The sequence below is a fragment of the Enterobacter sp. JS8-1 genome, assembly GCF_049187015.1.
Taxonomy (GTDB): Bacteria; Pseudomonadota; Gammaproteobacteria; order Enterobacterales; family Enterobacteriaceae; genus Enterobacter; species Enterobacter mori.
On sequence record NZ_CP185805.1, the window covers coordinates 1,692,550 to 1,718,473 of the forward strand.

25 protein-coding genes and 1 tRNA gene are annotated in these 25,924 nt (G+C 52.1%); 11 read left to right on the forward strand and 15 right to left on the reverse strand.

Annotation, left to right across the window (positions count from 1 at the left end; translation table 11 throughout):
- Positions 1–11: 11 nt before the first annotated feature.
- The 4 genes from pqiA (at position 12) to rmf (ending at position 3,895) form a co-directional block, all read left to right on the forward strand.
- Positions 12–1,265, forward strand: a complete 1,254-nt coding sequence (gene pqiA, locus ACOQH0_RS07895; protein ID WP_174339303.1) for a membrane integrity-associated transporter subunit PqiA — start codon at positions 12–14, stop codon at positions 1,263–1,265.
- A 4-nt stretch (positions 1,266–1,269) separates the two neighbouring features.
- Positions 1,270–2,910, forward strand: a complete 1,641-nt coding sequence (gene pqiB, locus ACOQH0_RS07900; RefSeq protein WP_089598371.1) for an intermembrane transport protein PqiB — start codon at positions 1,270–1,272, stop codon at positions 2,908–2,910.
- Positions 2,907–3,473: a membrane integrity-associated transporter subunit PqiC gene (gene pqiC / locus ACOQH0_RS07905; RefSeq protein ID WP_420984986.1), complete on the forward strand. Its 567-nt coding sequence runs from the start codon at positions 2,907–2,909 to the stop codon at positions 3,471–3,473. The genes pqiB and pqiC overlap by 4 nt, the downstream gene beginning before the upstream one ends.
- A gap of 254 nt (positions 3,474–3,727) precedes the next feature.
- Complete coding sequence (gene rmf / locus ACOQH0_RS07910) at positions 3,728–3,895, forward strand: ribosome modulation factor (protein ID WP_010429337.1); 168 nt, start codon at positions 3,728–3,730, stop codon at positions 3,893–3,895.
- Between the two features lie 71 nt (positions 3,896–3,966).
- On the opposite strand, the gene fabA is transcribed toward rmf, so the two are convergent.
- Positions 3,967–4,485, reverse strand: coding sequence for a bifunctional 3-hydroxydecanoyl-ACP dehydratase/trans-2-decenoyl-ACP isomerase (fabA, locus tag ACOQH0_RS07915; RefSeq protein WP_010429339.1), 519 nt, complete (start codon positions 4,483–4,485; stop codon positions 3,967–3,969).
- 68 nt (positions 4,486–4,553) lie between these two features.
- Complete coding sequence (locus tag ACOQH0_RS07920; protein ID WP_010429343.1) at positions 4,554–6,314, reverse strand: AAA family ATPase; 1,761 nt, start codon at positions 6,312–6,314, stop codon at positions 4,554–4,556.
- Between the two features lie 186 nt (positions 6,315–6,500).
- Here ACOQH0_RS07920 and matP point away from each other — a divergent pair, with 186 nt between their 5' ends.
- Positions 6,501–6,953 carry a macrodomain Ter protein MatP gene (gene matP / locus ACOQH0_RS07925; RefSeq protein WP_010429344.1) on the forward strand — a complete coding sequence of 151 codons (453 nt, stop codon included), beginning with the start codon at positions 6,501–6,503 and terminating at the stop codon, positions 6,951–6,953.
- Between the two features lie 64 nt (positions 6,954–7,017).
- On the opposite strand, the gene ompA is transcribed toward matP, so the two are convergent.
- Both ompA and sulA read right to left on the reverse strand, forming a co-directional pair.
- On the reverse strand, positions 7,018–8,073 hold the full coding sequence (ompA, locus tag ACOQH0_RS07930) for a porin OmpA (protein WP_010429345.1): 1,056 nt from the start codon (positions 8,071–8,073) through the stop codon (positions 7,018–7,020).
- A 355-nt stretch (positions 8,074–8,428) separates the two neighbouring features.
- Positions 8,429–8,938, reverse strand: coding sequence for an SOS-induced cell division inhibitor SulA (gene sulA, locus ACOQH0_RS07935; RefSeq protein WP_089598374.1), 510 nt, complete (start codon positions 8,936–8,938; stop codon positions 8,429–8,431).
- Between the two features lie 217 nt (positions 8,939–9,155).
- Here sulA and ACOQH0_RS07940 point away from each other — a divergent pair, with 217 nt between their 5' ends.
- Positions 9,156–9,782, forward strand: coding sequence for a TfoX/Sxy family DNA transformation protein (locus tag ACOQH0_RS07940; RefSeq protein WP_421511941.1), 627 nt, complete (start codon positions 9,156–9,158; stop codon positions 9,780–9,782).
- Here the strand turns inward: ACOQH0_RS07940 and yccS are convergent.
- Together yccS and ACOQH0_RS07950 are read right to left on the reverse strand one after the other, a co-directional pair.
- On the reverse strand, positions 9,739–11,901 hold the full coding sequence (gene yccS, locus ACOQH0_RS07945; RefSeq protein ID WP_421511942.1) for a YccS family putative transporter: 2,163 nt from the start codon (positions 11,899–11,901) through the stop codon (positions 9,739–9,741). The two genes, ACOQH0_RS07940 and yccS, sit on opposite strands and share 44 nt — an antisense overlap.
- 18 nt (positions 11,902–11,919) lie before the next feature.
- Positions 11,920–12,366 carry a YccF domain-containing protein gene (locus ACOQH0_RS07950; RefSeq protein WP_100165146.1) on the reverse strand — a complete coding sequence of 149 codons (447 nt, stop codon included), beginning with the start codon at positions 12,364–12,366 and terminating at the stop codon, positions 11,920–11,922.
- Positions 12,367–12,489: 123 nt separating this feature from the next.
- Between ACOQH0_RS07950 and helD the strand changes: the two genes are divergently transcribed.
- On the forward strand, positions 12,490–14,544 hold the full coding sequence (gene helD, locus ACOQH0_RS07955; protein WP_421511943.1) for a DNA helicase IV: 2,055 nt from the start codon (positions 12,490–12,492) through the stop codon (positions 14,542–14,544).
- A gap of 58 nt (positions 14,545–14,602) precedes the next feature.
- Here the strand turns inward: helD and mgsA are convergent, their stop codons facing one another.
- Together mgsA and csgI are read right to left on the reverse strand one after the other, a co-directional pair.
- Positions 14,603–15,061, reverse strand: coding sequence for a methylglyoxal synthase (gene mgsA, locus ACOQH0_RS07960; protein WP_008499922.1), 459 nt, complete (start codon positions 15,059–15,061; stop codon positions 14,603–14,605).
- Positions 15,062–15,141: 80 nt separating this feature from the next.
- Entirely contained in the window at positions 15,142–15,804 is a 663-nt protein-coding gene (csgI, locus tag ACOQH0_RS07965) for a curli synthesis inhibitor (RefSeq protein WP_174339306.1), read from the reverse strand.
- Positions 15,805–15,974: 170 nt separating this feature from the next.
- Here csgI and ACOQH0_RS07970 point away from each other — a divergent pair, with 170 nt between their 5' ends.
- Complete coding sequence (locus ACOQH0_RS07970; RefSeq protein WP_421511945.1) at positions 15,975–16,388, forward strand: CoA-binding protein; 414 nt, start codon at positions 15,975–15,977, stop codon at positions 16,386–16,388.
- A 34-nt stretch (positions 16,389–16,422) separates the two neighbouring features.
- Here the strand turns inward: ACOQH0_RS07970 and hspQ are convergent, their stop codons facing one another.
- From hspQ to ACOQH0_RS07995, 5 genes are all read right to left on the reverse strand, one after another.
- The gene (hspQ, locus tag ACOQH0_RS07975) at positions 16,423–16,740 is read right to left on the reverse strand and encodes a heat shock protein HspQ (protein WP_010429359.1); all 318 of its coding nucleotides are present in this window, start codon (positions 16,738–16,740) and stop codon (positions 16,423–16,425) included.
- Between the two features lie 60 nt (positions 16,741–16,800).
- A complete protein-coding gene (rlmI, locus tag ACOQH0_RS07980) occupies positions 16,801–17,991 on the reverse strand; it encodes a 23S rRNA (cytosine(1962)-C(5))-methyltransferase RlmI (protein WP_421511946.1) in 1,191 nt (396 codons plus the stop codon).
- A 91-nt stretch (positions 17,992–18,082) separates the two neighbouring features.
- Positions 18,083–19,684: a glycoside hydrolase family 43 protein gene (locus ACOQH0_RS07985; protein WP_421511947.1), complete on the reverse strand. Its 1,602-nt coding sequence runs from the start codon at positions 19,682–19,684 to the stop codon at positions 18,083–18,085.
- 35 nt (positions 19,685–19,719) lie between these two features.
- Positions 19,720–21,033, reverse strand: a complete 1,314-nt coding sequence (locus tag ACOQH0_RS07990; RefSeq protein WP_421511948.1) for a glycoside-pentoside-hexuronide (GPH):cation symporter — start codon at positions 21,031–21,033, stop codon at positions 19,720–19,722.
- A gap of 179 nt (positions 21,034–21,212) precedes the next feature.
- Complete coding sequence (locus ACOQH0_RS07995; RefSeq protein ID WP_421511949.1) at positions 21,213–22,094, reverse strand: helix-turn-helix domain-containing protein; 882 nt, start codon at positions 22,092–22,094, stop codon at positions 21,213–21,215.
- 144 nt (positions 22,095–22,238) lie between these two features.
- On the opposite strand from ACOQH0_RS07995, the gene yccX reads away from it, so the two are divergent.
- On the forward strand, positions 22,239–22,520 hold the full coding sequence (gene yccX / locus ACOQH0_RS08000; RefSeq protein WP_108416033.1) for an acylphosphatase: 282 nt from the start codon (positions 22,239–22,241) through the stop codon (positions 22,518–22,520).
- Here yccX and tusE read toward each other — a convergent pair.
- Together tusE and yccA are read right to left on the reverse strand one after the other, a co-directional pair.
- A complete protein-coding gene (tusE, locus tag ACOQH0_RS08005) occupies positions 22,517–22,846 on the reverse strand; it encodes a sulfurtransferase TusE (protein ID WP_010429378.1) in 330 nt (109 codons plus the stop codon). The two genes, yccX and tusE, sit on opposite strands and share 4 nt — an antisense overlap.
- A 90-nt stretch (positions 22,847–22,936) precedes the next feature.
- Complete coding sequence (gene yccA, locus ACOQH0_RS08010) at positions 22,937–23,596, reverse strand: FtsH protease modulator YccA (protein ID WP_108416034.1); 660 nt, start codon at positions 23,594–23,596, stop codon at positions 22,937–22,939.
- 269 nt (positions 23,597–23,865) lie between these two features.
- On the opposite strand from yccA, the gene ACOQH0_RS08015 reads away from it, so the two are divergent.
- Positions 23,866–25,494, forward strand: a complete 1,629-nt coding sequence (locus ACOQH0_RS08015) for an ABC transporter substrate-binding protein (protein ID WP_421511950.1) — start codon at positions 23,866–23,868, stop codon at positions 25,492–25,494.
- Positions 25,495–25,638: 144 nt separating this feature from the next.
- Positions 25,639–25,726: transfer RNA gene (locus ACOQH0_RS08020), tRNA-Ser, on the forward strand.
- The last annotated feature ends 198 nt before the right edge of the window (positions 25,727–25,924 follow it).

Sequence of the window (25,924 nt, forward strand, 5' to 3'; positions counted from 1 at the left end):
AGGGATTAACTATGTGTGACCAGCACCACGCCGACAGGCATATATTATGCTCGCAATGCGATATGCTCGTGGCGTTGCCAGAGCTTGGTCACGGACATAAAGCCCTGTGTCCACGTTGCGGCGCAACGTTGACGACGGAGTGGGACGCGCCAAGGCAGCGTCCCACTGCTTATGCCCTTGCTGCATTGTTCATGCTGCTGCTTTCCAACCTCTTCCCTTTCATTTATATGAAAGTGGGCGGCATGACCAGCGAGGTCGATCTGCTTGAAATTCCTGGCGTGATGTTCTCGGAAGATTACGCCAGCCTCGGCACCTTTTTCCTCCTCTTTGTCCAAATCGTTCCGGCATTCTGTCTGGTGGTGATCCTGTTGCTGGTAAATCGCGTCAGGATGCCCGCATCCCTTAAAATTAAACTCGCGCGTATCCTGTTCCAGCTGAAAAGTTGGGGGATGGCCGAGATCTTTCTGGCGGGGATTCTGGTCAGTTTCGTCAAGCTGATGGCCTATGGTGATGTGGGAATTGGCAGTAGCTTTATTCCCTGGTGCCTTTACTGTGTATTACAGCTGCGCGCCTTCCAGTGCGTAGACAGGCGCTGGGCGTGGGATGACATCGCGCCAGCACCGACGCTTGCGCAGACGGTTAAGGTCGGTGTGCCGGGTATCCGTCAGGGGCTGCGCTCTTGCTCATGCTGTACCGCCGTTCTGCCCGCGGATCTCGATGTGTGTCCTCGCTGCGAAACGAAAGGCCATGTACGTCGTAAAAATAGCCTGCAGTGGACGATGGCGTTGCTGGTCACGTCAATCATGCTCTATCTGCCAGCCAATATTCTGCCCATTATGATCACCGATTTACTCGGCGACAAAATGCCCTCAACCATCCTTGCTGGGGTCGTTTTGCTGTGGGGCGAAGGATCCTATCCGGTGGCTGGCGTGATCTTTATCGCCAGTATTATGGTGCCAACCTTAAAAATGATCGCCATTGCCTGGCTCTGCTGGGACGCGAAAGGTCACGGTAAACGCGACAGCGAACGCATGCACCTGATCTACGAAGTTGTTGAATTTGTTGGCCGCTGGTCAATGATTGATGTGTTTGTCATTGCCGTTCTCTCTGCGCTGGTGCGCATGGGAGGACTGATGAGTATTTATCCCGCAATGGGAGCGCTAATGTTTGCGTTGGTCGTCATTATGACCATGTTTGCGGCCATGACCTTCGACCCTCGTTTATCGTGGGATCGTGAGCCCGAGTCAAGCCATGAGGAAGAGTAAGAGCATGGAAAATAAGAGTGGAGAGGCGAAAGTGCAGAAGGTCAAGAACTGGTCTCCGGTGTGGATTTTCCCCATCGTAACCGCGCTGATCGGTGCATGGATCCTGTTTTATCATTACAGCCATCAGGGACCGGAAGTCACGCTTATCACCACCAATGCAGAAGGTATTGAGGGGGGCAAAACCACCATCAAAAGCCGCAGTGTGGATGTGGGCGTGGTTGAAAGTGCAACCCTGACGGATGATTTGACGCACGTTGAAATAAAGGCGCGTTTAAATTCCGGTATGGAAAAATTGCTGCATGGCGACTCGGTTTTCTGGGTGGTTAAACCGCAGGTAGGACGTGAGGGGATCAGCGGGTTGGGGACGCTGCTGTCCGGCGCCTATATTGAGCTGCAGCCAGGTAAGAAAGGGAGCCAGCCGGGACAATACGAGCTGCTGGACTCTCCGCCGCTTGCGCCACCGGATGCAAAAGGCATTCGCGTGATCCTGGACAGTAAAAAAGCGGGACAGCTCTCGCCTGGCGATCCCGTGCTGTTCCGCGGCTATCGCGTGGGTTCAGTTGAAACCAGTACGTTTGACGCGCAAAAACGCACCATTAGCTATCAGCTCTTCATCAATGCGCCAAACGATCGTCTGGTCACCAGCAACGTCCGCTTCTGGAAAGACAGTGGGATCGCGGTAGATCTGACCTCGGCGGGTATGCGTGTCGAAATGGGCTCCCTGACCACGCTGTTTGGCGGTGGCGTCAGTTTTGACGTGCCGGAAGGGCAGGATTTGGGCCAGCCGGTTGCAGAGAAAACGGCGTTCAGACTCTTTGACGATCAAAAAAGTATCCAGGATGCGCTCTATACCGATCACGTTGACTTCCTGATGTTCTTTAAGGACTCGGTCCGTGGCCTTCAGCCGGGTGCACCGGTCGAATTCCGCGGCATTCGACTCGGGACGGTTGGACAGGTTCCGTTCTTCGTGCCGGGTCTTCAGCAGATGCTGGATGACGATTACCGTATTCCGGTGCTGATCCGCATTGAGCCGGAGCGTCTGCTTAACCAGATTGGCGAAAATCAGGATATTGCCACCCATATCAGCCAGCTGATGGAGCGCGGTCTGCGAGGCTCGCTGAAAACCGGAAACCTGGTCACCGGTGCGCTGTATGTGGATATGGACTTCTATCCTAAAGCGCCAGCGATTACCGGTATTCGTGAATTCGGGGGCTATAAAATTATCCCAACGGTCAGCAGCGGTCTGGCGCAAATCCAGCAGCGTCTGATGGATACGCTCGATAAGATTAACAATCTGCCGCTTAATCCGATGCTGGAAGCCGCGACCGGTTCGTTACATCAAAGTCAGGCGACGATGCAACGTCTGCAAACGACGCTGGATAATATTAATAAGATCACGGCAAGCCAGTCCATGCAGCAGCTGCCGCAGGATATGCAGAAAACGTTGCGTGAACTCAATCGTAGCATGCAGGGCTTCCAGCCGGGTTCAGCGGCGTACAACAAGATGGTGGCCGATATGCAACGTCTTGATCAGGTCTTACGTGAACTGCAGCCTGTGCTGAAAACGCTCAATGAGAAGAGCAACGCACTGGTGTTCGAAGCGAAAGATAAAAAGGATCCTGAGCCGAAGAGGGCTAAACAATGAAAAAATGGCTAGCGATTGCAGGAGCGATGGTATTAACGGCCTGTAGCTCGGGTAGTGATAACAAAAGCTACTATCAATTACCGCTGACGACCCAGGCGAGCGCACAAAGCACCGCCTCGCAGGGCAACCGTCTGTTATGGGTGGAGCAGGTTGCGGTGCCGGATTATCTGGCTGGCAACGGCGTGGTGTATCAAACCAGCGACGTTCAGTACGTTATTGCCAGCAATAACCTGTGGGCCAGCCCGCTGGACCAGCAGTTGCGCAATACGCTGGTGGCGAATCTCAGCAGCCAGCTTCCTGGCTGGGTTGTTGCGTCACAGCCGCTGGGAAGCGACCAGGACACGCTTAACGTCACCGTGACGGGCTTCCACGGCCGCTATGATGGCGTCGTTGTGGTGAGTGGAGAATGGCTGCTGAATCATCAGGGGCAGCTGATTAAGCGTCCTTTCCATCTGGAAATGAAGCAGCAAAAAGATGGATATGATGAGATGGTGAAAGTGCTGGCCCAGGGTTGGGCGCAGGAGTCTGCGAGTATCGCCAGAGAGATTTCCAGACTGCCATAAGTAAAATTCATCGACAAAAGCCGCTATCAGATTCTCGCTGATTGCGGCTTTTTTTTCATTTTGGCTTCAGGTTGTTACTTGTGCTGCATCACATTTTTTGTACAAATGATCTTCTGCTTAGCTCACAAATATGACACCCGTATGAATTTTGAACGTTGACGCTGAGGCTAATTCGGGTTATTCGTTATCTGTGCTTGCACACTTTGCAATCACTGTTTTCTTTCCACCAGACAAAAGAATGAGGGAAACGAGGCATGAAGAGACAGAAACGAGATCGCCTGGAAAGGGCTCATCAACGTGGTTATCAGGCTGGCATCGCCGGACGTTCTAAAGAAATGTGTCCCTATCAGACTTTGAACCAAAGGTCTCAATGGTTAGGGGGCTGGCGAGAAGCCATCGGAGACAGGGCAGTACTTGCTTGATAGCGTCTCTTTAAAAAAGAAACCTCCGCAGAGCGGAGGTTTCGCCTTTCTGAAGCAGCTAAAAGCCGGGCTTAGAAAGCAGAGGTATCCTGGAACAGACCCACTTTCAGATCGTTCGCGGTATAAATCAGACGACCATCTACCAGCACTTCACCATCCGCTAGGCCCATGATCAGACGACGGTTAACGATGCGCTTGAAGTGGATACGGTAGGTGACTTTCTTCGCGGTAGGCAGTACCTGACCGGTGAATTTCACTTCACCCACGCCCAGCGCGCGGCCTTTGCCTTCGCCACCGAGCCAGCCCAGATAGAAGCCAACCAGCTGCCACATCGCATCGAGGCCCAGGCAGCCAGGCATTACCGGATCGCCAATAAAGTGGCAACCGAAGAACCACAGGTCCGGGTTGATATCGAGTTCTGCTTCTACGTAACCCTTATCGAAGTTACCGCCGGTTTCGGTCATTTTCACGACACGGTCCATCATCAGCATGCTTGGGGCCGGTAACTGTGGGCCTTTAGCGCCAAACAGTTCACCACGACCAGAGGCAAGAAGGTCTTCTTTTGTATAGGATTCGCGTTTATCTACCATGTTCTCAGTAAGCCTTATTTTAGTGAAGGACGCAGGATAGCTAACACGTGTACGCTGAACAAGTCCGATCAGTTTGAACTAAACCAACTTAACCAACGTAACGGCCAGGGATAACGATGACGAGCATCCGGCTGTGTTGCCTGAGCAATGCGCTCCTGAATGGTCTGCATCAGCGTGGTTTGACCCTCGCCATCCCATACCAGGTTTGTCAGTAAGGGTAGTGCATCCTCAATGCCTTCGATGGCCCACAGGGTGAATTGTTCCTGTTCCACCGCATCAAGCAGTTCCTGGCTCAGGCTCAAATGGCGCGCGTTTGGCGCAGGGATAATAACGCCCTGTTTGCCGTTTAACCCACGCTGCTGACAAATGGAGAAGAAGCCTTCGATTTTCTCGTTCAGACCACCGACCGGCTGGGCACGGCCAAACTGATCCACGGAACCCGTAATGGCGATGTTCTGATTAATCGGGACTTCTGCCAGGGCGCTGATCAAGGCGCACAGCTCGGCCATTGAGGCGCTATCGCCATCGACTTCACTGTAGGACTGCTCAAACGTCAGGGACGCAGAGAAGGGGATCTGCTGCTCAAGCTGCAGCTCGGACATCAGGAAAGCCTGCATGATCATCATGCCTTTAGCATGAATGTTTCCACCCAGCTCCGCTTTCCGCTCAATATCCGTAAATTCACCGTCGCCAATGTGAACAACACAGCTGATACGGGAAGGCTCGCCGAATGCACGGGGGTGCCCAGGGAACTCAATTACGGACAAGGCGTTAATCTGACCGATTCGTTCACCTTCGGTCTCGACCAGAATCTGTTCCAGCAGGATTTCATCCTGCATGCGGTCCGCAAGATAGCCTTCACGCCACTCACGCTGGGCAAGCATCTGGGTCAATTGTTCGCCTGTGAAAGCGCCTTCGCCGCTGATCACACCCACTTCACGCAGCTGTTTGCCGATCCAGAGTGGGCAAAGCGGCAGGGTTTCCTGATCGCCGGTGTAGCGTACCGCTTCGCGGATTAAGCCCGGCCAAGCGTCAGCCGCAGGGGTTGGCAGCGCAAAACGTTCAGCAACGGCCATCACCCACTGGCACCACTGCGCCATATCATCCGCATCGGCAATTTGAATGTTGTCTTCGTATTCGCTGTAAACCGCCTGATCCGCCAGCTCTGGCTCCATTTCCTGGAAGTCGGCCAGAGACTCACGATCCCCCGTCAGCACGACGGTTAGAGAGAGCGGCATTGACGGGATGGATACAGGCAGAGGGCGAGACTCGTCATAGCCTACCCAGTCGAAGCGCTGCTGGCTCACGATCGTTTTCAGACGCATCCACAGCAGCGGCTGCGACATCAGGGTGCGCAGGGAAATAATAAGTACGCCGCCGTTTGCGCGATGCACCAGCCCTGGCTGCAGTGAGAGCTCACCGTTAAACTGACGAAGACAACCAAAGAGTTGTTCTGCTTCGACCCAGTTAGCGGTAACGACTTCGCCCTGCGCTGCAAAACGGTCATCAGCCTGCGTAGCGGGGGCGAAAGTGACATTATGCCCTGTGATACGATACTCGCCGCCGAAAACAGCATTCGCTTCCGGTTTCAGCTCGCGCATGGCATCACCCAGAAGCGTCAAATACTCGGCTTCTTCCGGGGCTTTGAGCAGCATGAAGGGAGATGTTGCCCATGGGCTTAACACCTGCTCCAGCGCGTAATGCAAACGCGGTTGTGTATCGCTAAGTATGAATTCGTGTTCTTGTGCGAGGTCTGGCTGTGCAAACAGTTCCTGATAGCTCTCGGTATCCGGAACCAGGTCACGCCATGCTAGTTTCGTAATGGTCAAAGTTGATGTTTTTTAGTCAGATGTAAAACCGTGGAGTATACCGTAAGCGGGGGGCTCTTCCCAAGCAGGATTCGGGATTTCAATGAGTGAATCTCAAGCGATGTTTCACAGGATATGATTTCTTTTCAGCAGATTGCTAAAAAACTGATATTCTGAACAGAGTTACGTGGTAACACTGAGATCGCAATGAAATATCAACAACTGGAAAATCTCGAAAGCGGCTGGAAATGGAAGTACCTGGTCAAAAAGCACCGTGAAGGGGAGCTGATCACCTGCTACATCGAAGCCAGCGCTGCGCAAGAGGCCGTGGATATTTTGCTGACCCTCGAAAATGAACCGGTACAGGTGAATAGCTGGATTGAGAAGCATATTAATCCCGCCCTGTTAAACCGGATGAAGCAAACTATCCGTGCGCGGCGAAAACGGCATTTTAATGCTGAGCATCAGCACACCCGTAAAAAATCAATCGACCTGGAGTTTATGGTCTGGCAGCGTCTGGCGGGGCTAGCGCAACGTCGAGGAAAAACGCTGTCAGAGACCGTAGTACAACTGATTGAAGATGCCGAGCATAAAGAGAAGTATGCCAGCCAGATGTCGACGCTGAAGAACGATCTTCAGGCTCTGCTGGGTAAAAAGTAGTTTCTTACTTTTCTTCAGACAATAAAAAACCCCGCATGGCGGGGTTTTTTTATAAGACGATAACTTATGCCGCAGGCTGAGTTACAACGTCTTTGATACCTTTAACTTCGATCTCAACGCGACGATCTGGTGCCAGGCAGTCGATCAGTGCAGCGCGAGCTTTCACGTTGTCACAGGTAGAACCGGTCACTGGGTTAGATTCGCCCATACCACGTGGGGAGATCTTGTTAGCTGGGATACCTTTAGATACCAGGTAATCAACTACAGACTGAGCACGTTTCTCAGACAGTTTCTGGTTGTAAGCGTCAGAACCGATACGGTCGGTGAAGCCCAGAACCACTACAGAACCATCTTTAGGATCCAGGTTGCTCAGCTGGGTGTACAGCTGATCCAGTGCCTGCTGACCTTCTGGTTTCAGGGTAGCTTTGTTGAAGTTGAACAGAACGTCAGACTTCAGAGTGAAGTGCTTGGTCTGTACTTCTGGAGCTGGAGCCGGAGCTGGAGCTACGATTGGTGCAGCATCTTCCTGCTGACCGAAACGGTAAGAAACACCAACGCTCAGCATGCCGTTGTCTGGACGAACGCCAACGGTAGCACCGTCACCAATGTTGTTAACCCACTGGTATTCCAGACGGGTAGCGATGTCACGGGTCATAGCCCACTCAACGCCACCAGCGAATACTGGGGAAACACCGGTGTCATGGTCGTCGCCAGCGATGCTGTTGCTGGAGTCTGCACGCCATACCATGCCGCCCAGACGGGTGTACACGTCCAGATCGTCAGTTACTGGGTAACCCAGTTTAGCGGTCAGCTGAACGCCTTGAGCTTTGAAAGCGCCATTGACGTTGTCGCCTTTGTATGGCATACGACCTAACCAGTCGTAACCCATTTCAAAACCAACATACGGGTTAACCTGATAGCCACCGAACGCGCCTGCACCCAGCTGGCTCTCGTGAGTCGGGCCATCGTTGTTCAGGCTGCTGTTGTACCAGCCGGTGTCATGGAACTGAGACCAGCCCAGTTTACCACCTGCATACCAGGTATTATCTTTCGGAGCGGCCTGCGCTACGGTAGCGAAGCCAGCCAGTGCCACTGCAATCGCGATAGCTGTCTTTTTCATTTTTTGCGCCTCGTTATCATCCAAAATTTGCCATGAAGATCTCTGCAGAGAAATCACGGTTAAATCCTTCACCGGGGGGCGTGGTCAAATATAAATCTACCGATATCTTCGGCTTAGGCCGAGCACCCCTGGCGATGTAAAGTCTACAACGTAGATGAAAACTTACAAGTGTGAAGTCTGTCAGGCATATGAAAAAAAAAGTTCCGTATACCTAATATTTAACATTTCTTGAACGAAAATTGTGCAGCAAAATTAACGAGAACCGCTCCAGACAAGCCTTGCCGAAGATTTGACGCGTTGAACTATTTCTGCATCTTATGGTCGAAAAAAATTCCAGGAAAACTCCTAATTTCACTCAATGATACAAATTTGAGTGAATTTTTAACCCGGAATGTTGTCCTCTGCGATAAGAATCTGCACGAACCGGTCGCATAATAAACCCCATTGCGTGACCTTCTTCCGCTGCTTCCGTCAGTCTCAGGTGTTCCTCTTCCGACAGTTCATCAGGCAGCCATCCGATCACCACACTGTAATTCCCTGTGCGTAAGGCCCGAATCATTGAATCTACCGTATCGCAGGGTGAGAGTTGGTTAATCTGCATCACTTTTGCCAGCGGCAGGCCCGCAGACAGAACCCACTCGCGGCTCAATTTTTGTTGTGGCGTTAGCCAAAGCTGCCAGCGTGATTGCTGACCAAGCTGTTGCAACAGCGGCAGTAATAAGAGTTGCGTTAACAGAGGCTGGTCTTCACGGTAAACCACTTCACTGATAAGCCCTGTAGAATCACGCCCGACGGATTTCTGCGCGACATTGCCAGCGGTAGAAGAGAGAGATGTTGAGCGATTTGCATAGCCTGAAGTGTACATATTCATTCCAGCCCTGTAGTTACTGTATGGATATACAGTAATCCCTGTATGCATAAAGATCAACCTCATTTTCGGAAAGAGACTCGCAAATTTCACCCATTCTTGGTGCGCCATAAAAAATCATCTTGCCCTCCAGCAATAAGTTGCCTATTTTCCTGCTAACGGATCCGTTAGTGAGAAATATCGTTGTTAATAATTGATTTTTAATGGAATTATCATGAAAAAGATATCTTATGAGCGGATTTATAAATCGCAGGAATACCTCTCACCGTTAGGCGAAATTCATCATCGGGCGCTATTCGGTGGGTACACCCTGGCGGTGGATAATGCGGTGTTCGCGATGGTGTCGGAGGGGGAACTCTACCTCCGGGCCTGTGAAGAAAGTGCCAGGTATTGTGTCAAAAACGCCTCTTCGTTTCTGACGCTGATGAAACGGGGCCGACCCGTCCTGCTTAATTACTATCGGGTGGACGACGGGCTGTGGCAGGACAGGGACAAATTGCTCCAGCTTTCCTCCTTTGCTCTCGACGCGGCAAGGAAGGAGCGCTGCCAGCGCCATCAGCGCAACCGGCTAAAAGATCTTCCGAACCTGACCTTTCAACTTGAGGTGCTGCTTTTAGAAGCAGGCATCGCTAATGAGGAAACCTTACGGGAACTGGGCGCCAGGAAATGCTGGTTAAAGATGAGGTCCAAAAACAAGGCCTTAAGTATTAAGGTGCTGTTCGCGCTGGAAGGTGCCATCGAAGGGCTACATGAAGCGGCGCTCCCGGCCGACATTCGCCGGGAGCTGACAGAGTGGTTTAATGCGCTGCCCGAGAGTCAGGAGCATCATTCTTCAAGGTAGCGATCTGCTGCTGCAGCCGGCAGATTTCCGGCAGCAGGGCAATCAGCAGGCCGATTTGCTGCAGGACCAGCGGTGCTTTGTTGTCGGCGCCCGGGTCAAGGTGGGCAATGCGTTGGGCCAGTTTATCCAGCGATTGTTGAACGCGCGGCTCATCGGCTGGCCGATGATGAAGTGCATCATCGACGTAGCAGACAGCATCATCCAGTAAGGCGAGAATACCCGGGTTGGTCAGTTTCTCACGGTGTGCGCCCAACGTAGAAATATAGCTAGTGAACGTATGATTCAGACACAGCAGACGAAAAGCAGTTTCCCGAATTTCCGCGGTGGCGCGCGGTTCCGTGGACATGTTCGAAACCACCGACGCCAGTTCCGCATCGCTGTTATGCGCATCGCGTCGGGCAATGCGATAAGCAAGGCGGTTATCGCGCCCCTGGTGGTATTGCTCAAGGATCGCATCAAGGTACCGGCAGTTTGCATTCATCGCCCTGTCTAACACACGCGGTAAATTACGAAAACGCCAGTCGGGCCAGATGAAACTCACCGCCGCCCAGGCGATAGCGCAGCCAATGAGCGTGTCGATCACGCGGGGCAGGGCAACTTCAAACCCTTCTCCCAGCAGGTTAAAGCACAGTAAAACCAGCAGCGTGATGAACATCGTCGCGTGGGCGTATTGCACATTACGGAAGGCGAAGAACAGTACGCCGGTAATGACGATCAGAACCAGTTGGCCTTCGATGGACGGCACGAAATAGAGCACCGGCAGACCAATGGCGACGCCTACCAGCGTTCCAATAATACGTAACGCCAGGCGGTGGCGGGTGGCGTTATAGTTCGGCTGGCAGACAAACAGGCTGGTGAGCAGGATCCAGTAGCCGTGGTGTAAACCGGTTATTTGAATTAACGCGTAACCCACGCACAGCACCAGTGACATTCTCACCGCGTGACGAAACAGGGCAGATTCCGGCGTAAAATTGCGGCTCAGCCGCAGCCACATGTCGCTAACGCTATGCACGCTGTCATCAGCAAGCTGATTATCGGCATCATTGCCCGGCATGGCCATCGCCTGCTCGGATTCAATCGTCGCGAGCTGAGCATCGATTGCCCGCAGGTTATTAAGCAAAAACCCCAGCGCTTTTATATGTTCCGGTGCGGTTCCACTGGCCTGCACGCGGTCGATTGCCGCATCAAGATGGCTAAACGCGCGCTCAAACCGCGGGTCATGCTGATAGGGCGTTCGCAGTAAAATTGAACGCGCTAGCTGCTGGCACGCCTGAGACTGCATGGAAAGTAACCGCTGGAAGCGGAACATCACGTCGCTGTAGCGGAACGTTTCACGCAGGGCTGCATACTGAACGTGCGAAGAGCTGGCGCGCTCATGGATGTCCTGAGCGGCAAAGTAGTAGTGAAGTGTTCTTCGCGTCCCGCGTTGGCCGCGGTCTCCGCGCAGTCGGGTCAGCAGGGAGGCTTTGGTCTGGTTCAGCATAGCGACCAGCTGGCCGTTTGCCAGCGCCAGATCGTAAAGAGGGGCCTGACTTTCCTCTTCGATATCCGGGTCAAACAGCCGGGATTTCAGCTCCAGATAATGAGCCAGCTGCTCATAGCTGCGAGCAAGATTATCCTGCAGAGGGCGCACCGGGAAGATGAGGTGCCCTGTTAACGTCAGTAGGTTATACCAGATGGCCCCCAGCAATAGCAGCACGGGTTGCTGGTACCACTGATCGTACAGCGACACGCCCAGCATGGTGTAAATAGCAATCAGCAGCGCGCCAAATGCGATGGTGGCATAACGCTGTCCAAGCCCGCCGAGCAGAATAAAGCCGCTGGTGGAGAGCGTAAGGCCTAAGGCAAATAGCCAGGGCCACGGGAAGAGCAGCTCGACAGACGCGGACGCAATAAAGAAACAGATAAGAGTGATAACCAGGTTGCGCAGACGCCCTGCCAGACGGTCATCGAGGTCCGCAAGCGCCCCCGCAACCACCCCTAACGTGAGCGGAATCGTGAGCTTAACGTCATTCAGCCACCACGGCAGGGCAACGGTGCCACAAAGCGCGATAAAAATTCTGACGTTATAAAGCCAGATGCTGTTCCAGGTATAACGGCGAAGCAGTGGGCTTAGCATGAGCGCGGCCAGTCCTTATTACTGAAAACGACGGCGAGCATTGGCCTCACGCGCGGCTTGCGCCACCTCAACCGGGACGACCCTGCGTCCAACCGGCCACAGGGCAATGACGGCAATTTTAAAGTTCGCGATCCCAACAGGAATGCCAATAATCGTCACGCACTGGGCGATACCGGCAAAAATGTGCATCAGGCACAGCCACCAGCCAAAGAAAATCAGCCACAGAATATTCAGTACGGTGCCGCCGGTATTCATCAGCGCGTTTTTACCTTCCGGGTTCAGCTCATCAACGTGGACAGCCTCATTACCGTAGGGAATAAAGGAGAGTTTGGTGATTTCCCAGCAGGAGCGCGTCAGCGGCAGGGTAAAGATAAGCACGATGCTGACCAGAGTGGCAAAAAGCCAGGAAAGGGTGGTGGCAAAACCGCCCAGCACAAAATTCAACACATTCAGAACGGTACGCATAAACCCTCACTTCCTTTCGATAAAATTAACGCCCACTGATTGTAACGTTTTTTTAGGCTGGAGCACCTTAAAACTGGCAGTTAAACTATCAGGCAAATTATCTCTTCGTGGATCCGGCTGGATATGGAACTGAAAGCAACGTCAATGGGCAAACGCCTGGCTCAACACCCTTACGACAAGGTTGTGCTCCTTAACGCGGGAGTGAAAGTCTCCGGGGAACGCCACGAATATCTCATTCCCTTCAATCAAATGTTGGCGATCCACTGTAAACGTGGGCTGGTGTGGGGCGAGCTGGAGTTCGTTTTGCCTGCCGATAAAGTGGTGCGCCTTCACGGCACCGAGTGGGGGGAAACCCAGCGTTTTCATTACCATCTGAACACACTCTGGCAGCAGTGGAGCCAGGATATGAGCGTGATTGCCGCCCAGGTTTTGCGACAGGTACTGGATGAAATCGCGCAGAGCGATGCCCAACACAAATGGCTCACGCGCCAGCAAACTGCGGGACTGCAGCAAAAAATAAAACAGGCGCTGACTGCGTTGCCGTTCCCCGTAGCGCGTCTCAATGAGTTTGAAAATTGCCGCGATGCATGGCGGAAGTGCCAGGCATGGCTGAGCGATATTGATAAAAGTCGCCTGGCGCATAACCAGGCCTGGACCGATGCCATGCTCACCCAATATGCTGATTTCTTCAGCACGGTCGAGTCATCGCCGCTTAACCCTGCGCAGTCGCGTGCGGTGGTCAACGGTGAACAGTCGCTGCTGGTACTTGCGGGCGCCGGGAGCGGTAAAACCTCGGTGCTGGTGGCTCGCGCAGGCTGGCTTCTGACCACTGGCGAGGCCGTTGCAGACCAGATTCTGCTGCTGGCATTTGGTCGCAAAGCCGCACAGGAGATGGACGAACGTATCCAGGCGAGACTGCATACCAAGGATATCTCGGCCAGAACGTTTCATGCGCTTGCGCTGCATATCATTCAGCAGGGCAGCAAGAAAGTCCCGTCCATCAGTAAGCTGGAAAACGACACGCAGGCGCGCCAGGCGCTGTTCATTAAAACGTGGCGGCAACAGTGCAGTGAGAAAAAAGTACAGGCAAAAGGCTGGCGTCAGTGGCTGGAGGAAGAGCTGAACTGGGCGGTGCCGGAAGGCAGTTTCTGGCAGGATGACAAGCTGGCACGTCGGCTCGGCTCGCGTCTCGATCGTTGGGTCAGCCTGATGCGCATGCACGGCGGTTCGCAGGCCGAGATGATTGAAAGTGCCCCGGAGGCGATCCGCGCGGTGTTTTCAAAGCGCGTGAAGCTGATGGCTCCGATGCTAAAAGCCTGGAAAACGGCACTGAAAGAGGAGAATGCCGTCGATTTCTCCGGGCTTATCCATCAGGCCATTATCATTTTAGAGAAAGGACGTTTCGTCAGCCCGTGGAAGCACATACTGGTGGATGAGTTTCAGGATATCTCTCCGCAGCGTGCCGCTCTGCTCTCGGCGCTGCGGGCGCAGAACAAACATACGTCGCTGTTTGCGGTGGGGGATGACTGGCAGGCCATCTATCGCTTTAGCGGGGCGCAGCTTTCACTGACGACAGCGTTTCACCACTATTTTGGCGAAGGCGATCGCAGCGATCTGGACACCACCTACCGCTTCAATGCGCGCATAGGCGAAATAGCCAACCGCTTTATTCAGCAGAACCCGCACCAGCTGACCAAACCGCTCAACAGCCTGACGCCGGGGGATAAAAAAGCGGTCACCCTGTTAGCAGAAGATCAGCTTGAGCCGCTACTGGATAAACTGAGCGGCTACGCGAAACCCGACGAACGCATTCTGGTGCTGGCGCGCTATCATCACCTCAAACCGGCCGCGCTGGAAAAGGCCGCTACACGCTGGCCGAAACTGCAGCTTGAATTTATGACAATTCACGCCAGCAAAGGGCAGCAGGCTGATTATGTCATTGTGGTGGGGCTTAAAGAGGGCAGCGACGGTTTCCCGGCCCCGGCCCGCGAGTCGGTGATGGAAGAGGCCCTGCTGCCGGTGCCGGAAGATTTCCCGGATGCAGAAGAGCGACGTCTGCTGTATGTGGCGATAACCCGCGCGCGTCATCGCGTATGGCTGTTGTTCAATAAAGAGGAGCCATCCGTGTTTGTTGATATTCTGAAGAGTATTGATGTGCCGGTGGCGCGTAAACCATAGCGATGCCAGGCAAGATTTTGTAGGCCGGGTAAGGCGCAGCCGCCACCCGGCAAAAAAGCTACTTCAGTCTCTCGGAAAGATAGCGCTGATAGTCCGGAATAAGGATATCAACCGGCGAATTAAACTGCGGCGATTCAATGATGAAATCCGCCGTCGACAGGTTTGTTGCCACCGGAATATTCCACACCGTCGCCAGGCGCAGCAGCGCTTTAACATCCGGATCGTGCGGAACCGCGTTCAGCGGATCCCAGAAGAAAATCAGCACATCAATTTTCCCTTCCGAAATCTGTGCGCCTACCTGCTGATCGCCGCCCATCGGGCCGCTCAGCATGGCGTTCACTTCGAGACCCGTTTCGCGCTGGATCAGATTGCCGGTTGTACCGGTCGCTGAGAGGGCGTGCTTTTCCAGCAATGACTGATGGCGGCGAACCCAGTTAAGCAGCATTTGTTTACAGTGATCGTGCGCAACCAGAGCAATGTGTTTGCGTTCCGGGAGCGTGCGTGTTGTCAGTTCCATAATCATATCCATCAGGTTAACTGACTACACGATGACGGGAACCGCCTGATGCTGCAAGAGAAAGGCGTAAAAAATGTGGCTTACGACGAAGGTTGTTGTTTTGCCCACTGCAAAAAGCGGGCGCGCGTATCGGGATCGGCCTGCTGGAACCAGAATTTCAGGCGTTGCTCCGTCAGCGTCTGGGACTGAGGCGGTATAACATCCAGCTCTGAAACACCGGATAACAGCGTACTGTCGTCGGCCATCATGGTGGCAAACTGCGGAAGAGAGGCGCGCTTACCCGCTTTGTTATAAGACTCGGTTGCGGCCTCGTAGTCCGTGCCTTTTGGCGAGGTGGTTAGCGCCAGAATATCAAGCTTCACCGGGATCGGCATCGAATCCCCATCCAGCAGCTCAACGCGCGGCGCGGCGTCGAAAGCGACGGACTCTTTTTCGCTCTCAAGCCGCGGCAGGGTAATGTTTACCTGACTGACCCGCTGGGTATTAAAGCTGACAATCAGTGGGGGAGAGATGTACATCCGTTGTTCATGGTTCGCAAGACCGATCGTTTTTTCTACCCGAAACACCAGCTGATGCGGCCCGTTATCCAGTTCGATGCTCTCTGCGCCGCGCAATAATGAACTGGAGACTTTTTTTCCGTCCAGCACCAGCAGGTCAATATCAGTAGAGAGCCGAAGCGTGGTTGCAAAAACGCAAACCGGCATCACTAACGCAATCACAGCAGAGACAATGCCGGTTTTCATAGGTGACTCCAGATGAAAATATACCCGCAAGAATGTATCAAAATTTTTCGATAATCACGTTTACTAACATATAGACATAAATCACCGTTTTGCCCTCATACATCTGTATGGGATGGATGGTTGAGATGTGCGCTTTGGCGTACACTTTGAAAAAAGCCAGGAGAAAAACCATGAGAGAGAATGATATTGCCAAGATTTTGACATCCACGCGCACGATTGCGCTGGTGGGCGCCAGCGATAAACCGGATCGTCCAAGTTATCGCGTGATGAAATACCTTCTCGATCAGGGCTATCACGTGATCCCCGTTTCGCCGAAAGTGGCGGGAAAAACGTTATTAGGCCAGCAGGGCTACGCCACGCTTAACGATGTACCGGAAAAAGTGGACATGGTAGATGTGTTCCGTAATTCCGAGGCGGCATGGGGTGTCGCGCAGGAAGCGATTGCCATTGGGGCGAAAACGCTGTGGATGCAGTTGGGCGTCATCAACGAACAGGCTGCCGTACTGGCGCGTGAGGCGGGTCTACAGGTGGTTATGGACAGATGCCCTGCGATTGAAATCCCCCGGCTGGGGTTGGCTAAGTAAAAAAAGGCCCGATTATCGGGCTTTTTTTACACGCTCAGTTGCGCAGGCGCGGCGCCTGCAACTGCTTGCGGATAGTCTGCGCTAATTCATCCATCGTGGGTTGCTCAGGATGTTCATCCTGCAGCTCACTGCTTAACTGCGCCTCAGCGAGGTAGGTGTGAACGGGTTGCCCGTCGTCACCTTCCATCACCACGTGGTACCAGGGCGCGGCACGAAGCTCTGCATCAACCGCCAGCTCGTCGGCTGACGGTTCGTCAAGGGAATACTCCGGGTCGATATCCACGACCACACCCAAATACCCAAGCAAGGTGTGGCGGACCTGCTGGCCGATACCGAATTTGCTGGCAATCATAGTCACCTCCCGGGAAACATTACTTACACAGGATGTGAGGGCAATATTTCTCTTTTCAAGTTACATGACGCGACAGGCAAACCCTTTCAGATACAGCCCTTCCGGGTAGGTAGCGATCACCGGATGATCGGCCGCCTGACGGAACTGCTCTATAAATTGTACATCACGACCAGCATCTATTGCGGCATCGGCGATGATTTTCTGAAATAAATCTGTGGTCATCAGACCGGAGCAGGAGAACGTGAGCAGAACCCCGCCCGGGTTCAGCAGCTGGATAGCCAGCATGTTGATATCTTTATACCCGCGGCATGCACCCATCAGCTGGCTTTTGTTTTCCACAAACTTAGGCGGATCCATGACGATAACGTCGAACTTCTCGCCCTGGTCGCGATATTTACGCAGCAGCTTGAAGACGTCATCACGTACAAACTCGGCTTTGCTCAGGTCCAGTTTGTTTAGCTCAACGTTCTGTTTCGCCACGTCCAGCGCTTCCTGTGACGTATCCACGCTAACGACCTGGGCACAGCCGCCCATCAGCGCAGACACCGCAAAACCGCCCGTGTAGGAGAAGCAGTTCAGCACGCGCTTGTTCGCCACGTACTGACGGGTTGCCAGACGGCTGTCACGCTGGTCGAGGTAGTAACCGGTTTTATGGCCGCCCTGAATATCCACCAGCAGCTTCATGCCGTGTTCTTCGATAGGCAGCAGGGCAGGCGGTAATTCACCGGTAACAGGCCCTTGCGTCAGCTCCATGCCCTCTTTTTTACGCACCGCCACATCGCTGCGGTCATAAATGGCGCATTTAGGGAACAGAGACTGAAGGGCGCTGATCAGGGCAGCACGCTGATATTCCGCACCTGCGCTTAACAACTGCAGCACCATAAAGTTGCCGAAGCGATCGATGGTCACGCCCGGCAGACCGTCGGACTCACCGGCGATCAGCCGATAGCTGTCCAGCCCGTCACGTTTTGCCAGCCACTCACGCCACTGCTGAGCCTGCTGCAGGCGGCGGACGAAGAAATCGATATCGATGGTTTCATCTTTATCGAACGTCCAGACGCGAGCGCGGATCTGCGATGCTGGCGAGTATGCGCCGCGCGCTAACCATTTCCCCTGATGGTCAACGATATCGATGGTTTCACCGAGGTTGGCTTTACCTTCCATACGCGCAACCGCGCCGGAAAAGACCCAGGGATGGCGGCGCAGCAATGACTTCTCGCGCCCTTTGGCTAACACTAAACGTACACTCATAATTTCTATTCTGTCGATTGCATGGAAATGGCGCGTAGAGTAGCACAGAAGGCCAGTGGCAATCATCTGCGGACACTCTGCGCGCCCTTAACTAAAAATCTTCCGGGAAATAGGCAAAGTAGTCAAAATCGGCCGGGATATGTTCGCCCGTGAAATCCTGACAGCACATCCCGACAAAGGCACCGGTGAAGCGCTCTATGCCACGTTCCTTAAAATATTCATCGGACAGTTTGCTGTATTCAACATAACCCCCAATCGGGATCCATTTTTTTTCATCGAGTGAATAGTAAAAAAGAGCGCCATCATCTTTGACGCAGACTCTGAGGTAAACCAGACCTTCTGCCGCAATTTTTACCCCTTCTCCTGTCGGTAAGGAGAATTGGTTCAGGTCATTAACCATCAAATTGACCGTCCGTTCTCCCGCGTCGTTACAGGATATGTTCAGATAAACGTAGTTGGTGGTGTCGTAAAAGCAGACCAGCCCGGCCATCTGCTGGAAAGAGTGAGGCTTAAAATCTACGCATGTCTGAGCGGTAAATATAAAATCGGTTTGTCTTCTTGCCAGCAGGCTTTGATAGTGCTGTGAACTCAGGGATTCATAACCCCGCAACCGTAACCATCCGCGCCTTTCCGTAAGCGTGCACATTTCCTCGCTTAAGGGGATGCGTAACGACTGGTAGTGAAGGGGTAGCTCCGGCGCATCGAACTCATCCCGGGCTGGCGGCGTTGGCCACGGACGTTCTTTCAGGCGCGTCTGCACCGTTAATTCTGGCGTAATGCTGTTATTTGTTAAGCGCAGCCAGCCATCCTCCGTCCAGTAAACCTGCTGAATAGCGGTTTCTCGACCCATCGGGCTGCGTCCTTTTGAGGGCAACGGTCGCCCGCATAAATGCACAATAAACCATTCGCCCAGACCGTTATCAAAAAGATCCGCATGGCCGACGCGCTGTAAAGGTAAACGACAATCAAAGCGAGATGTCATCATTTGCCCGATGGGATCGGTTTCGTAGGGGCCAAACAGATGTCGGGAGCGCGCCAGCGTGACGCCATGATTATAAAATGTTCCGCCTTCGGCCACTAACAAATAGAACCAGCCGTTCAACTCATAAATATGTGGCCCTTCGGTGATGCCCAAATCGGTACCGGCGAAAATTTTACGGCACTCGCCGGTTAAACGATTATTCTGCTCATCGTATTGCTGGATGATTATGCCATTCCATTTCGGGAATCCTGCCTCCCCGCCGTCCCTGTAGCTCATCTCCATGCTCACAAGCCATTTCGTACCGTCACTGTGGTGGAACAGCGAGGGATCAATGCCTCTGCTATTGAGATACGTTGGCTCAGACCATTCACCTTCGATATCGTCCGTGGTCACGATAAAGTTATTCGGGTCCCAGAAACGTCCGGTCACGTTTTTGACATCGGTATAAATGAGATAAAATTTTCCGGCATCGTAGGTCAGGCATGGCGCATAGATTCCGCCGGAATTCGGATTCCCGCGCATGTTCAACTGACTTTTTCGCTTCAGGGGATGAGAAATCAGCCGCCAGTTTTTGAGATCGTATGATTTATACAAACAAATCCCAGGAAACCATTCAAATGTCGATGTTGCTAAGTAATACGCCTCACCCACTCTTATAATAGAGGGGTCCGGATTAAAGCCTGGGATAATGGGGTTGGTTATTATGGTCATCTTTGATTCCTGTTATGAAAATAGCGTTGGTAACGTCAGGCTTGTAAATCATTGTGGGTCCGGTATTGCCTCATGATGAGATACATCATGAAGACAAAAGCAGCGGGAATAAGTGTAAAGATAAGCCGCACAATCAGAATGGCGAGGTCGGTTTGGCTCGCAGCACTGCCCACATAGCCGCCAACGGTGAGCAGCCAGCCAATGATGGCACCGCCAACCGCAATGCCAATTTTTATAGCGAAAAGGTTGGTTGAGAAAACTAAGCCACTCAGCGAAATGTTTGACCGTTTTTCAACGTTATCAATGATGTCGCTGAGCAGGCTCCATTGCAGGGGGGCAGAACTGGCGTCGATGAAATGGATCAGACAGATCACCAGGCAAACCGGCAGGACGTATTCTGCAGGAATGGCGAAAAGAATAATTAAGATAATGGCTTGTATAATTAACGAAACTTTATATGACAATACCCGGTCATAATTTTTATATAATAGCGTTGTCGACAATGCGCCTACAAATCGGGTGCAGAGAATAATAATCAGCACCAGCCCCACTAAATCGGTTCTTTTCAGATAGTAGCTAACGAAGTAAATGGCTCCGCCCGTTTTCAGGATGCCAGCGATAAGGCTTGCAATATTGAGGCTGAAAATACAGCGCCAGTTATGATCTTTCACCACGACAGTCAGATCATCATAGATACCACGAAAGTTACGTTTTTTATCCACCGCTTTCGTGTAATGTTCCCTGGTCATGGCAAAGCAACAGTAAAACATGATAGTGCTTATCGCCCCCATAATCACCATCGCCAGAAAATAGCCTTTCTGTAGATCGTCTTCACCCAAAATTTTGGTTAATGGTAGCGCCACGACGGAAACAATAATCCCTCCTAAAGCAGCGAAGGCAAAACGATAAGACTGCATTGAAACCCGTTCTTTTGCATCACTGGAAATGTTATTAATCAGCGCGCAGTAAGGAACGTTAACGAGGGAATAAAAAAGCGAGAGGGCAGTATAAGACACATACGCATAGACAATTTTGGCCGTCTCGCCAAAATCGGGCGTATAAAACGTCAGGGCACCAAAAATACCGAAGGGCAGCGAGAACCAGAGGAGATAAGGTCTGAACTGACCGTACCGGGTCTGAGTATGGTCGGCCAGATAGCCAATGTACACGTCGGCAATGGCATCAAACGCTCTGACGACCAGGAACATGGTCCCCATATGAAAAGCGCTTAGCCCGTAAATATCTGTATAAAAGTAGGCCATGAAAAGCATTATCGTTTGCCAGATAATATTGGACGCACCATCACCTAACCCATAACCAATCTTTTCTTTGAATCCTATTTTTCTCATAATAAATACCTTTTAATCAGGATGAGTACGAATCCGAAATGAGTGGCCAGTCTCAGGTTAAAAGATAAATATTAAGAGCATAAAAAAATGTATGAGAAAGGTGCTTTTATATAATTTTTTTGCGCAGGTAGATTTGTGCCGATCACAGTTTTATCAACGACGCGGTTTTACGCTTAAAGCTACACGTTATGACCGGTTTTTAACTGTTCTGATGTCAGATTGCTGTTCCTGAACTTTTTAGGCGTAACGCCGATAACCCTTCTGAACTGGAAGCAATAATACGCAGCATCTGTAAACTCACATTTGTAAGCAATGTCGGTGATGCTAAGTTCTGTATTACGCAATAGCTGTATTGACAGGGCGATTTTCTTTCGCAGAAGATATTCCTTAAAACTCACCTGCATGATTTTTTTAAACGTTCTGGAAAAATGACTGGGTGAGAGTCCGACCGATTCAGCGGCTTCGTTCAAACTCATCGTAAATGAGGTTTGCATTTCCAGGTTGATCACAAAAGAGATAATAACCGCAAAGATGGATTGATGATCCGTCTCTGTGGCGATTTTGGTTGCGTTTTCGGCATGCTGCAGAACGGTGCTGAGTAACAAAATCATTAACGGCTTAATTTCTTTTTCAGAATAGGCCGTCTCATTGACTTCTGAGAACCATTTGAAAATAAATTGTAATCTTTCTGCATCTTTTTCCTCCAGGCAGGAAACGACACCCGTATGTGATTCCAGGGCGGGTACTGGATATTTCAGATTGCTGAGCGCAGTATGATCATATTGTAAGATAAAACGTTCATGGTCTGCCGTAAAATCCAGTTCCATATCATGCAGCGTGAGGGGGCTGACATAGACAAGCGTATTATTCTGGAGAGCGAATTTTTCACGGCCAATACTATAGCTGCCTCTGGCTTTGTAAAACCACATTATTTCATGTTCAAGATGCATATGTGGCTTGATGTACATTCCACCTTCAGGCACTTTTTCCTGTGCGCGTAATATGTAATTTAACCCGGCTTTCGTTTCCAGTTTTTCGAAGAAATAATCTGATGGTGGCATAGGTTTTTCCTAAAATTCATCTGTTTATCCTGTTATTTTGATACCATATTTTGAGACGATTTAAAAACCGGCATAATTTGCTATTCTTTGAATTCGAGTAGAAAGAGGGGCGGGCAGCGCTCCGGACCGATAAGGAGAATAACGATGTCAAACGTGTGCACCATCGCCTGGGTTTACGGCGTCGTTCAGGGTGTCGGCTTCCGCTACAGTACCCAGCGCGAAGCCGTACAGCTAGGGTTAACGGGATATGCACGTAACATGGACGACGGCAGCGTAGAGGTACTGGCCTGTGGTGAAGAAGAACAGGTTGAGAAGCTGGTGGCGTGGCTGAAAGCGGGCGGGCCGCGAAGTGCGCGGGTTGATAAGGTTTTAACGGAACCGCATCAACCCGGTCGGGAGTACGTTAACTTCGGTATTCGCTATTAAATGCACTTCACCGGCTTAGGCAGGCCGGCAATCTTTGTTGCCTGTTTTGCCGGGCCCTTTGGAAACAGGCGATACAGATAACGGCTGTTACCTTTCTCTTCGCCGAATTTATTGGCCATGGCTTTGACCAGCATACGGATAGCCGGAGAGGTGTTGAATTCGAGATAGAACTCGCGCACAAAACGCACCACTTCCCAGTGTTCGGGGGAGAGGACGATACCCTCTTTCTCCGCAATCACCGCTGCCAGCGCTTCGCTCCACTGGCCACTCTCTTTGAGATAACCGTCGTTATCGGTCTCGATCTCTTTGCCTTCAAAACTCAACATAATCATTCACGCATCAGTCAAAAACCGCAGCAGTGTATCAAAAAACAAAGCCCCGCATAAGCGGGGCCAGGTTTACATAACTCTGTGGCTTTAATCGCGGCTGGCGAAGCCCAGAATGCTCAGCAGGCTGACGAAGATATTGTACAGCGACACATACAGGCTCACGGTAGCGCGGATATAGTTCGTCTCACCGCCGCGAATGATGTTGCTGGTTTCAAACAGGATGGCACCTGAAGAAATCAGAATAAACACGGCGCTAATTGCCAGGTGCAGGGCAGGTAGCTGCAGGAAGATGTTTGCCACCATACCCACCAGCACGACCACGATGCCCGCCATCAGCATACCGCCGAGGAAGGACATGTCCTTACGGGTAGTCAGCACGTAGGCCGAGCAGCAGAAGAACACCAGCGCGGTACCGCCCAGCGCCATACCGATAAGGTCGCCCATCCCGGCAGACAGATACGCATTCAGCATCGGCCCCAGGATGTAGCCCAGGAAACCAGTGAAGGCAAACGCAGACAGAATACCAACCGGTTTGTCAGCAGTTTTGTAGGTCAGGAACATCAGGCCATACATCCCCACCAGCGTCAGGATCAGCCCCGGAGACGGCAGCATCAGCACGGTGCTGGCGGTGGCAGTGATCGCCGAAAATGCCAGCGTCAGGCTAAGCATGAAATAGGTATTGCGCAGCACCTTGTGGGTACTGAGTAGCGATGTGCGGTCGCGTGAAGAAGTAATTATACGATCCATGAGTCACTCTCTTATGACAGATGTAATTAACGGCAAGAATAGGAAACGGCGCGCCAGTCTCAAAGTGGTTTTACCCATCTTTACTCAGCACGTTAGCGCTGATGCTGGTTATTTCTTCTGCGAAAATCATTTCCCACAGGATGAACAGCGGATTACGAATTTTATTCAGATCAACCTCTTATAGGTTACTGAAAAATATTGCCTTATTTCAATCCGGGCGCTAAGAGTTATTCCCGGATCGTCATAAAACAGACAATAAGGCGAAGGACATGAAACCACAAACACGCACTAACTTTACACTCTCTTTGTTAACCGCGGCCATACTGTGCACCAGCACGGCAAGCTGGGCGGCTAACGTGCCGGCAGGAACGCAACTGGCAGAGAAGCAGGAACTGGTCAGGAACAACGGCAGTGAACCCTCATCGCTTGACCCCCATAAAGTCGAAAGCGATGTCGAATTCAATATTATCAGCGATTTATTCGAAGGGCTGGTTAGCGTTTCTCCGAACGGTGATATCCAGCCGCGGCTGGCGGAGAAATGGGAGAACAAAGACAACACCGTCTGGACGTTCCATCTTCGTCCTGGCATCACCTGGAGCGACGGCACCGCCATTACTGCAGAAGATGTGGTCTGGAGCTGGCAGCGTCTGGTCGACCCTAAAACCGCTTCGCCGTACGCCAGCTATCCGGGCAACATGCACATCATCAACGCCGCAGAGATTGCGCAGGGTAAACAAGCGCCCGATAAACTGGGCGTGAAAGCCATCAACGACACTACGCTTGAAGTCACGCTCACCCAGCCAAATGCCGCTTTCCTGGCGATGCTGGCGCACCCTTCGCTGGTGCCGGTGGATAAAGTGCTGATTGGGCGTTTCGGTGATAAATGGACCAAACCCGAGCATTTCGTCAGCAGCGGTGCTTATAAACTGTCGCAGTGGGTGGTCAACGAGCGCATTGTGGCCGAACGCAACCCGCGCTACTGGGATAACCCGCATACCGTTATCAATAAGGTGACGTACCTGCCCATCACCTCTGAAGCCTCGGATGTGAACCGCTATAAGGCCGGTGAAATCGACATCGTTTATACGGTGCCGATCAATCAGTTTGCGCAGCTCAAGAAAACGCTGGGCAGCGAACTGGATGTTTCTCCACAACTTGCCACGTACTGGTATGAGTTCAACACCACCCGTCCACCCTTTAATGATGCCCGCGTGCGCAGGGCGCTAAACATGGCGCTGGATAAAGACATTATCGCGGAGAAAGTGTTAGGGCAGGGGCAGCGCCCGGCGTGGCTTGTCAGCCAGCCGGATATCGGCGGTATCACGCTAAAAAAACCGGATTACGCCAGCTGGCCGATCGAAAAACGCATTGCCGAAGCCAAAAAACTGCTGGACGAAGCCGGTTTTAACGCCAGCCACCCGCTGCGCTTTAATCTGCTCTACAACACGTCTGAATCGCACCAGCGCATTGCCATTGCGGCCAGTTCAATGTGGAAGAAAAATCTCGGCGTGGAGGCGAAGCTGCAAAATCAGGAGTGGAAAACCATGCTGGATACCATGCACACCCACAACTTTGACGTGGTGCGCTACGCCTGGATTGCAGATTACGATGATGCGGCGACGTTCCTCAACAACTACCGTACCGGAGACAGTGAAAACACCAGCCAGTACAGCAACCCGGAGTATGACCAGGCGTTAGTCAACGCGGCGAAAGCGAAAACGCCGGAAGAGCGCGGCAAATTCTACCAGCAGGCAGAGGATCTTTTAGGGCGCGACGTGCCTGCGATCCCGGTCTATCACTACGTGCGTACACACCTGGTGAAACCGTGGGTGGGCGGATTCACGCCGGATAAACTGGGGTACTACTACACCAAAGATATGTACATCAAGAAGCACTAAGCCTGAACGCTGCATGTTGTGCTGAGAAAATGGCCAATACGTTGTCAATTCAACCGATTAAACGCCTATTGGCTATTTTTAAAGCGAACGAATGCCGTGGCTCTTTACAGCACGCAGAGAGGTGTTTATAGTTCGCCTCACTTAGGAAGCGTGGCCGAGCGGTTGAAGGCACCGGTCTTGAAAACCGGCGACCCGAAAGGGTTCTAGAGTTCGAATCTCTACGCTTCCGCCAAATATAAACCCCAGGTTGCTCGTCAATCTGGGGTTTTTTCTTTTGGATTGGCCGATCCGGCTCACATTTTTAAAAAACCGCTATTCCCCTATATAAAACAGGCGTTATCATTCACGCCGTAAATATCTTGCTATCTCTCACCGAGGCTTTGATGCTGGAGAATGTTTTCATCAGATAATCAGTTTCCCGCTCTTTTCA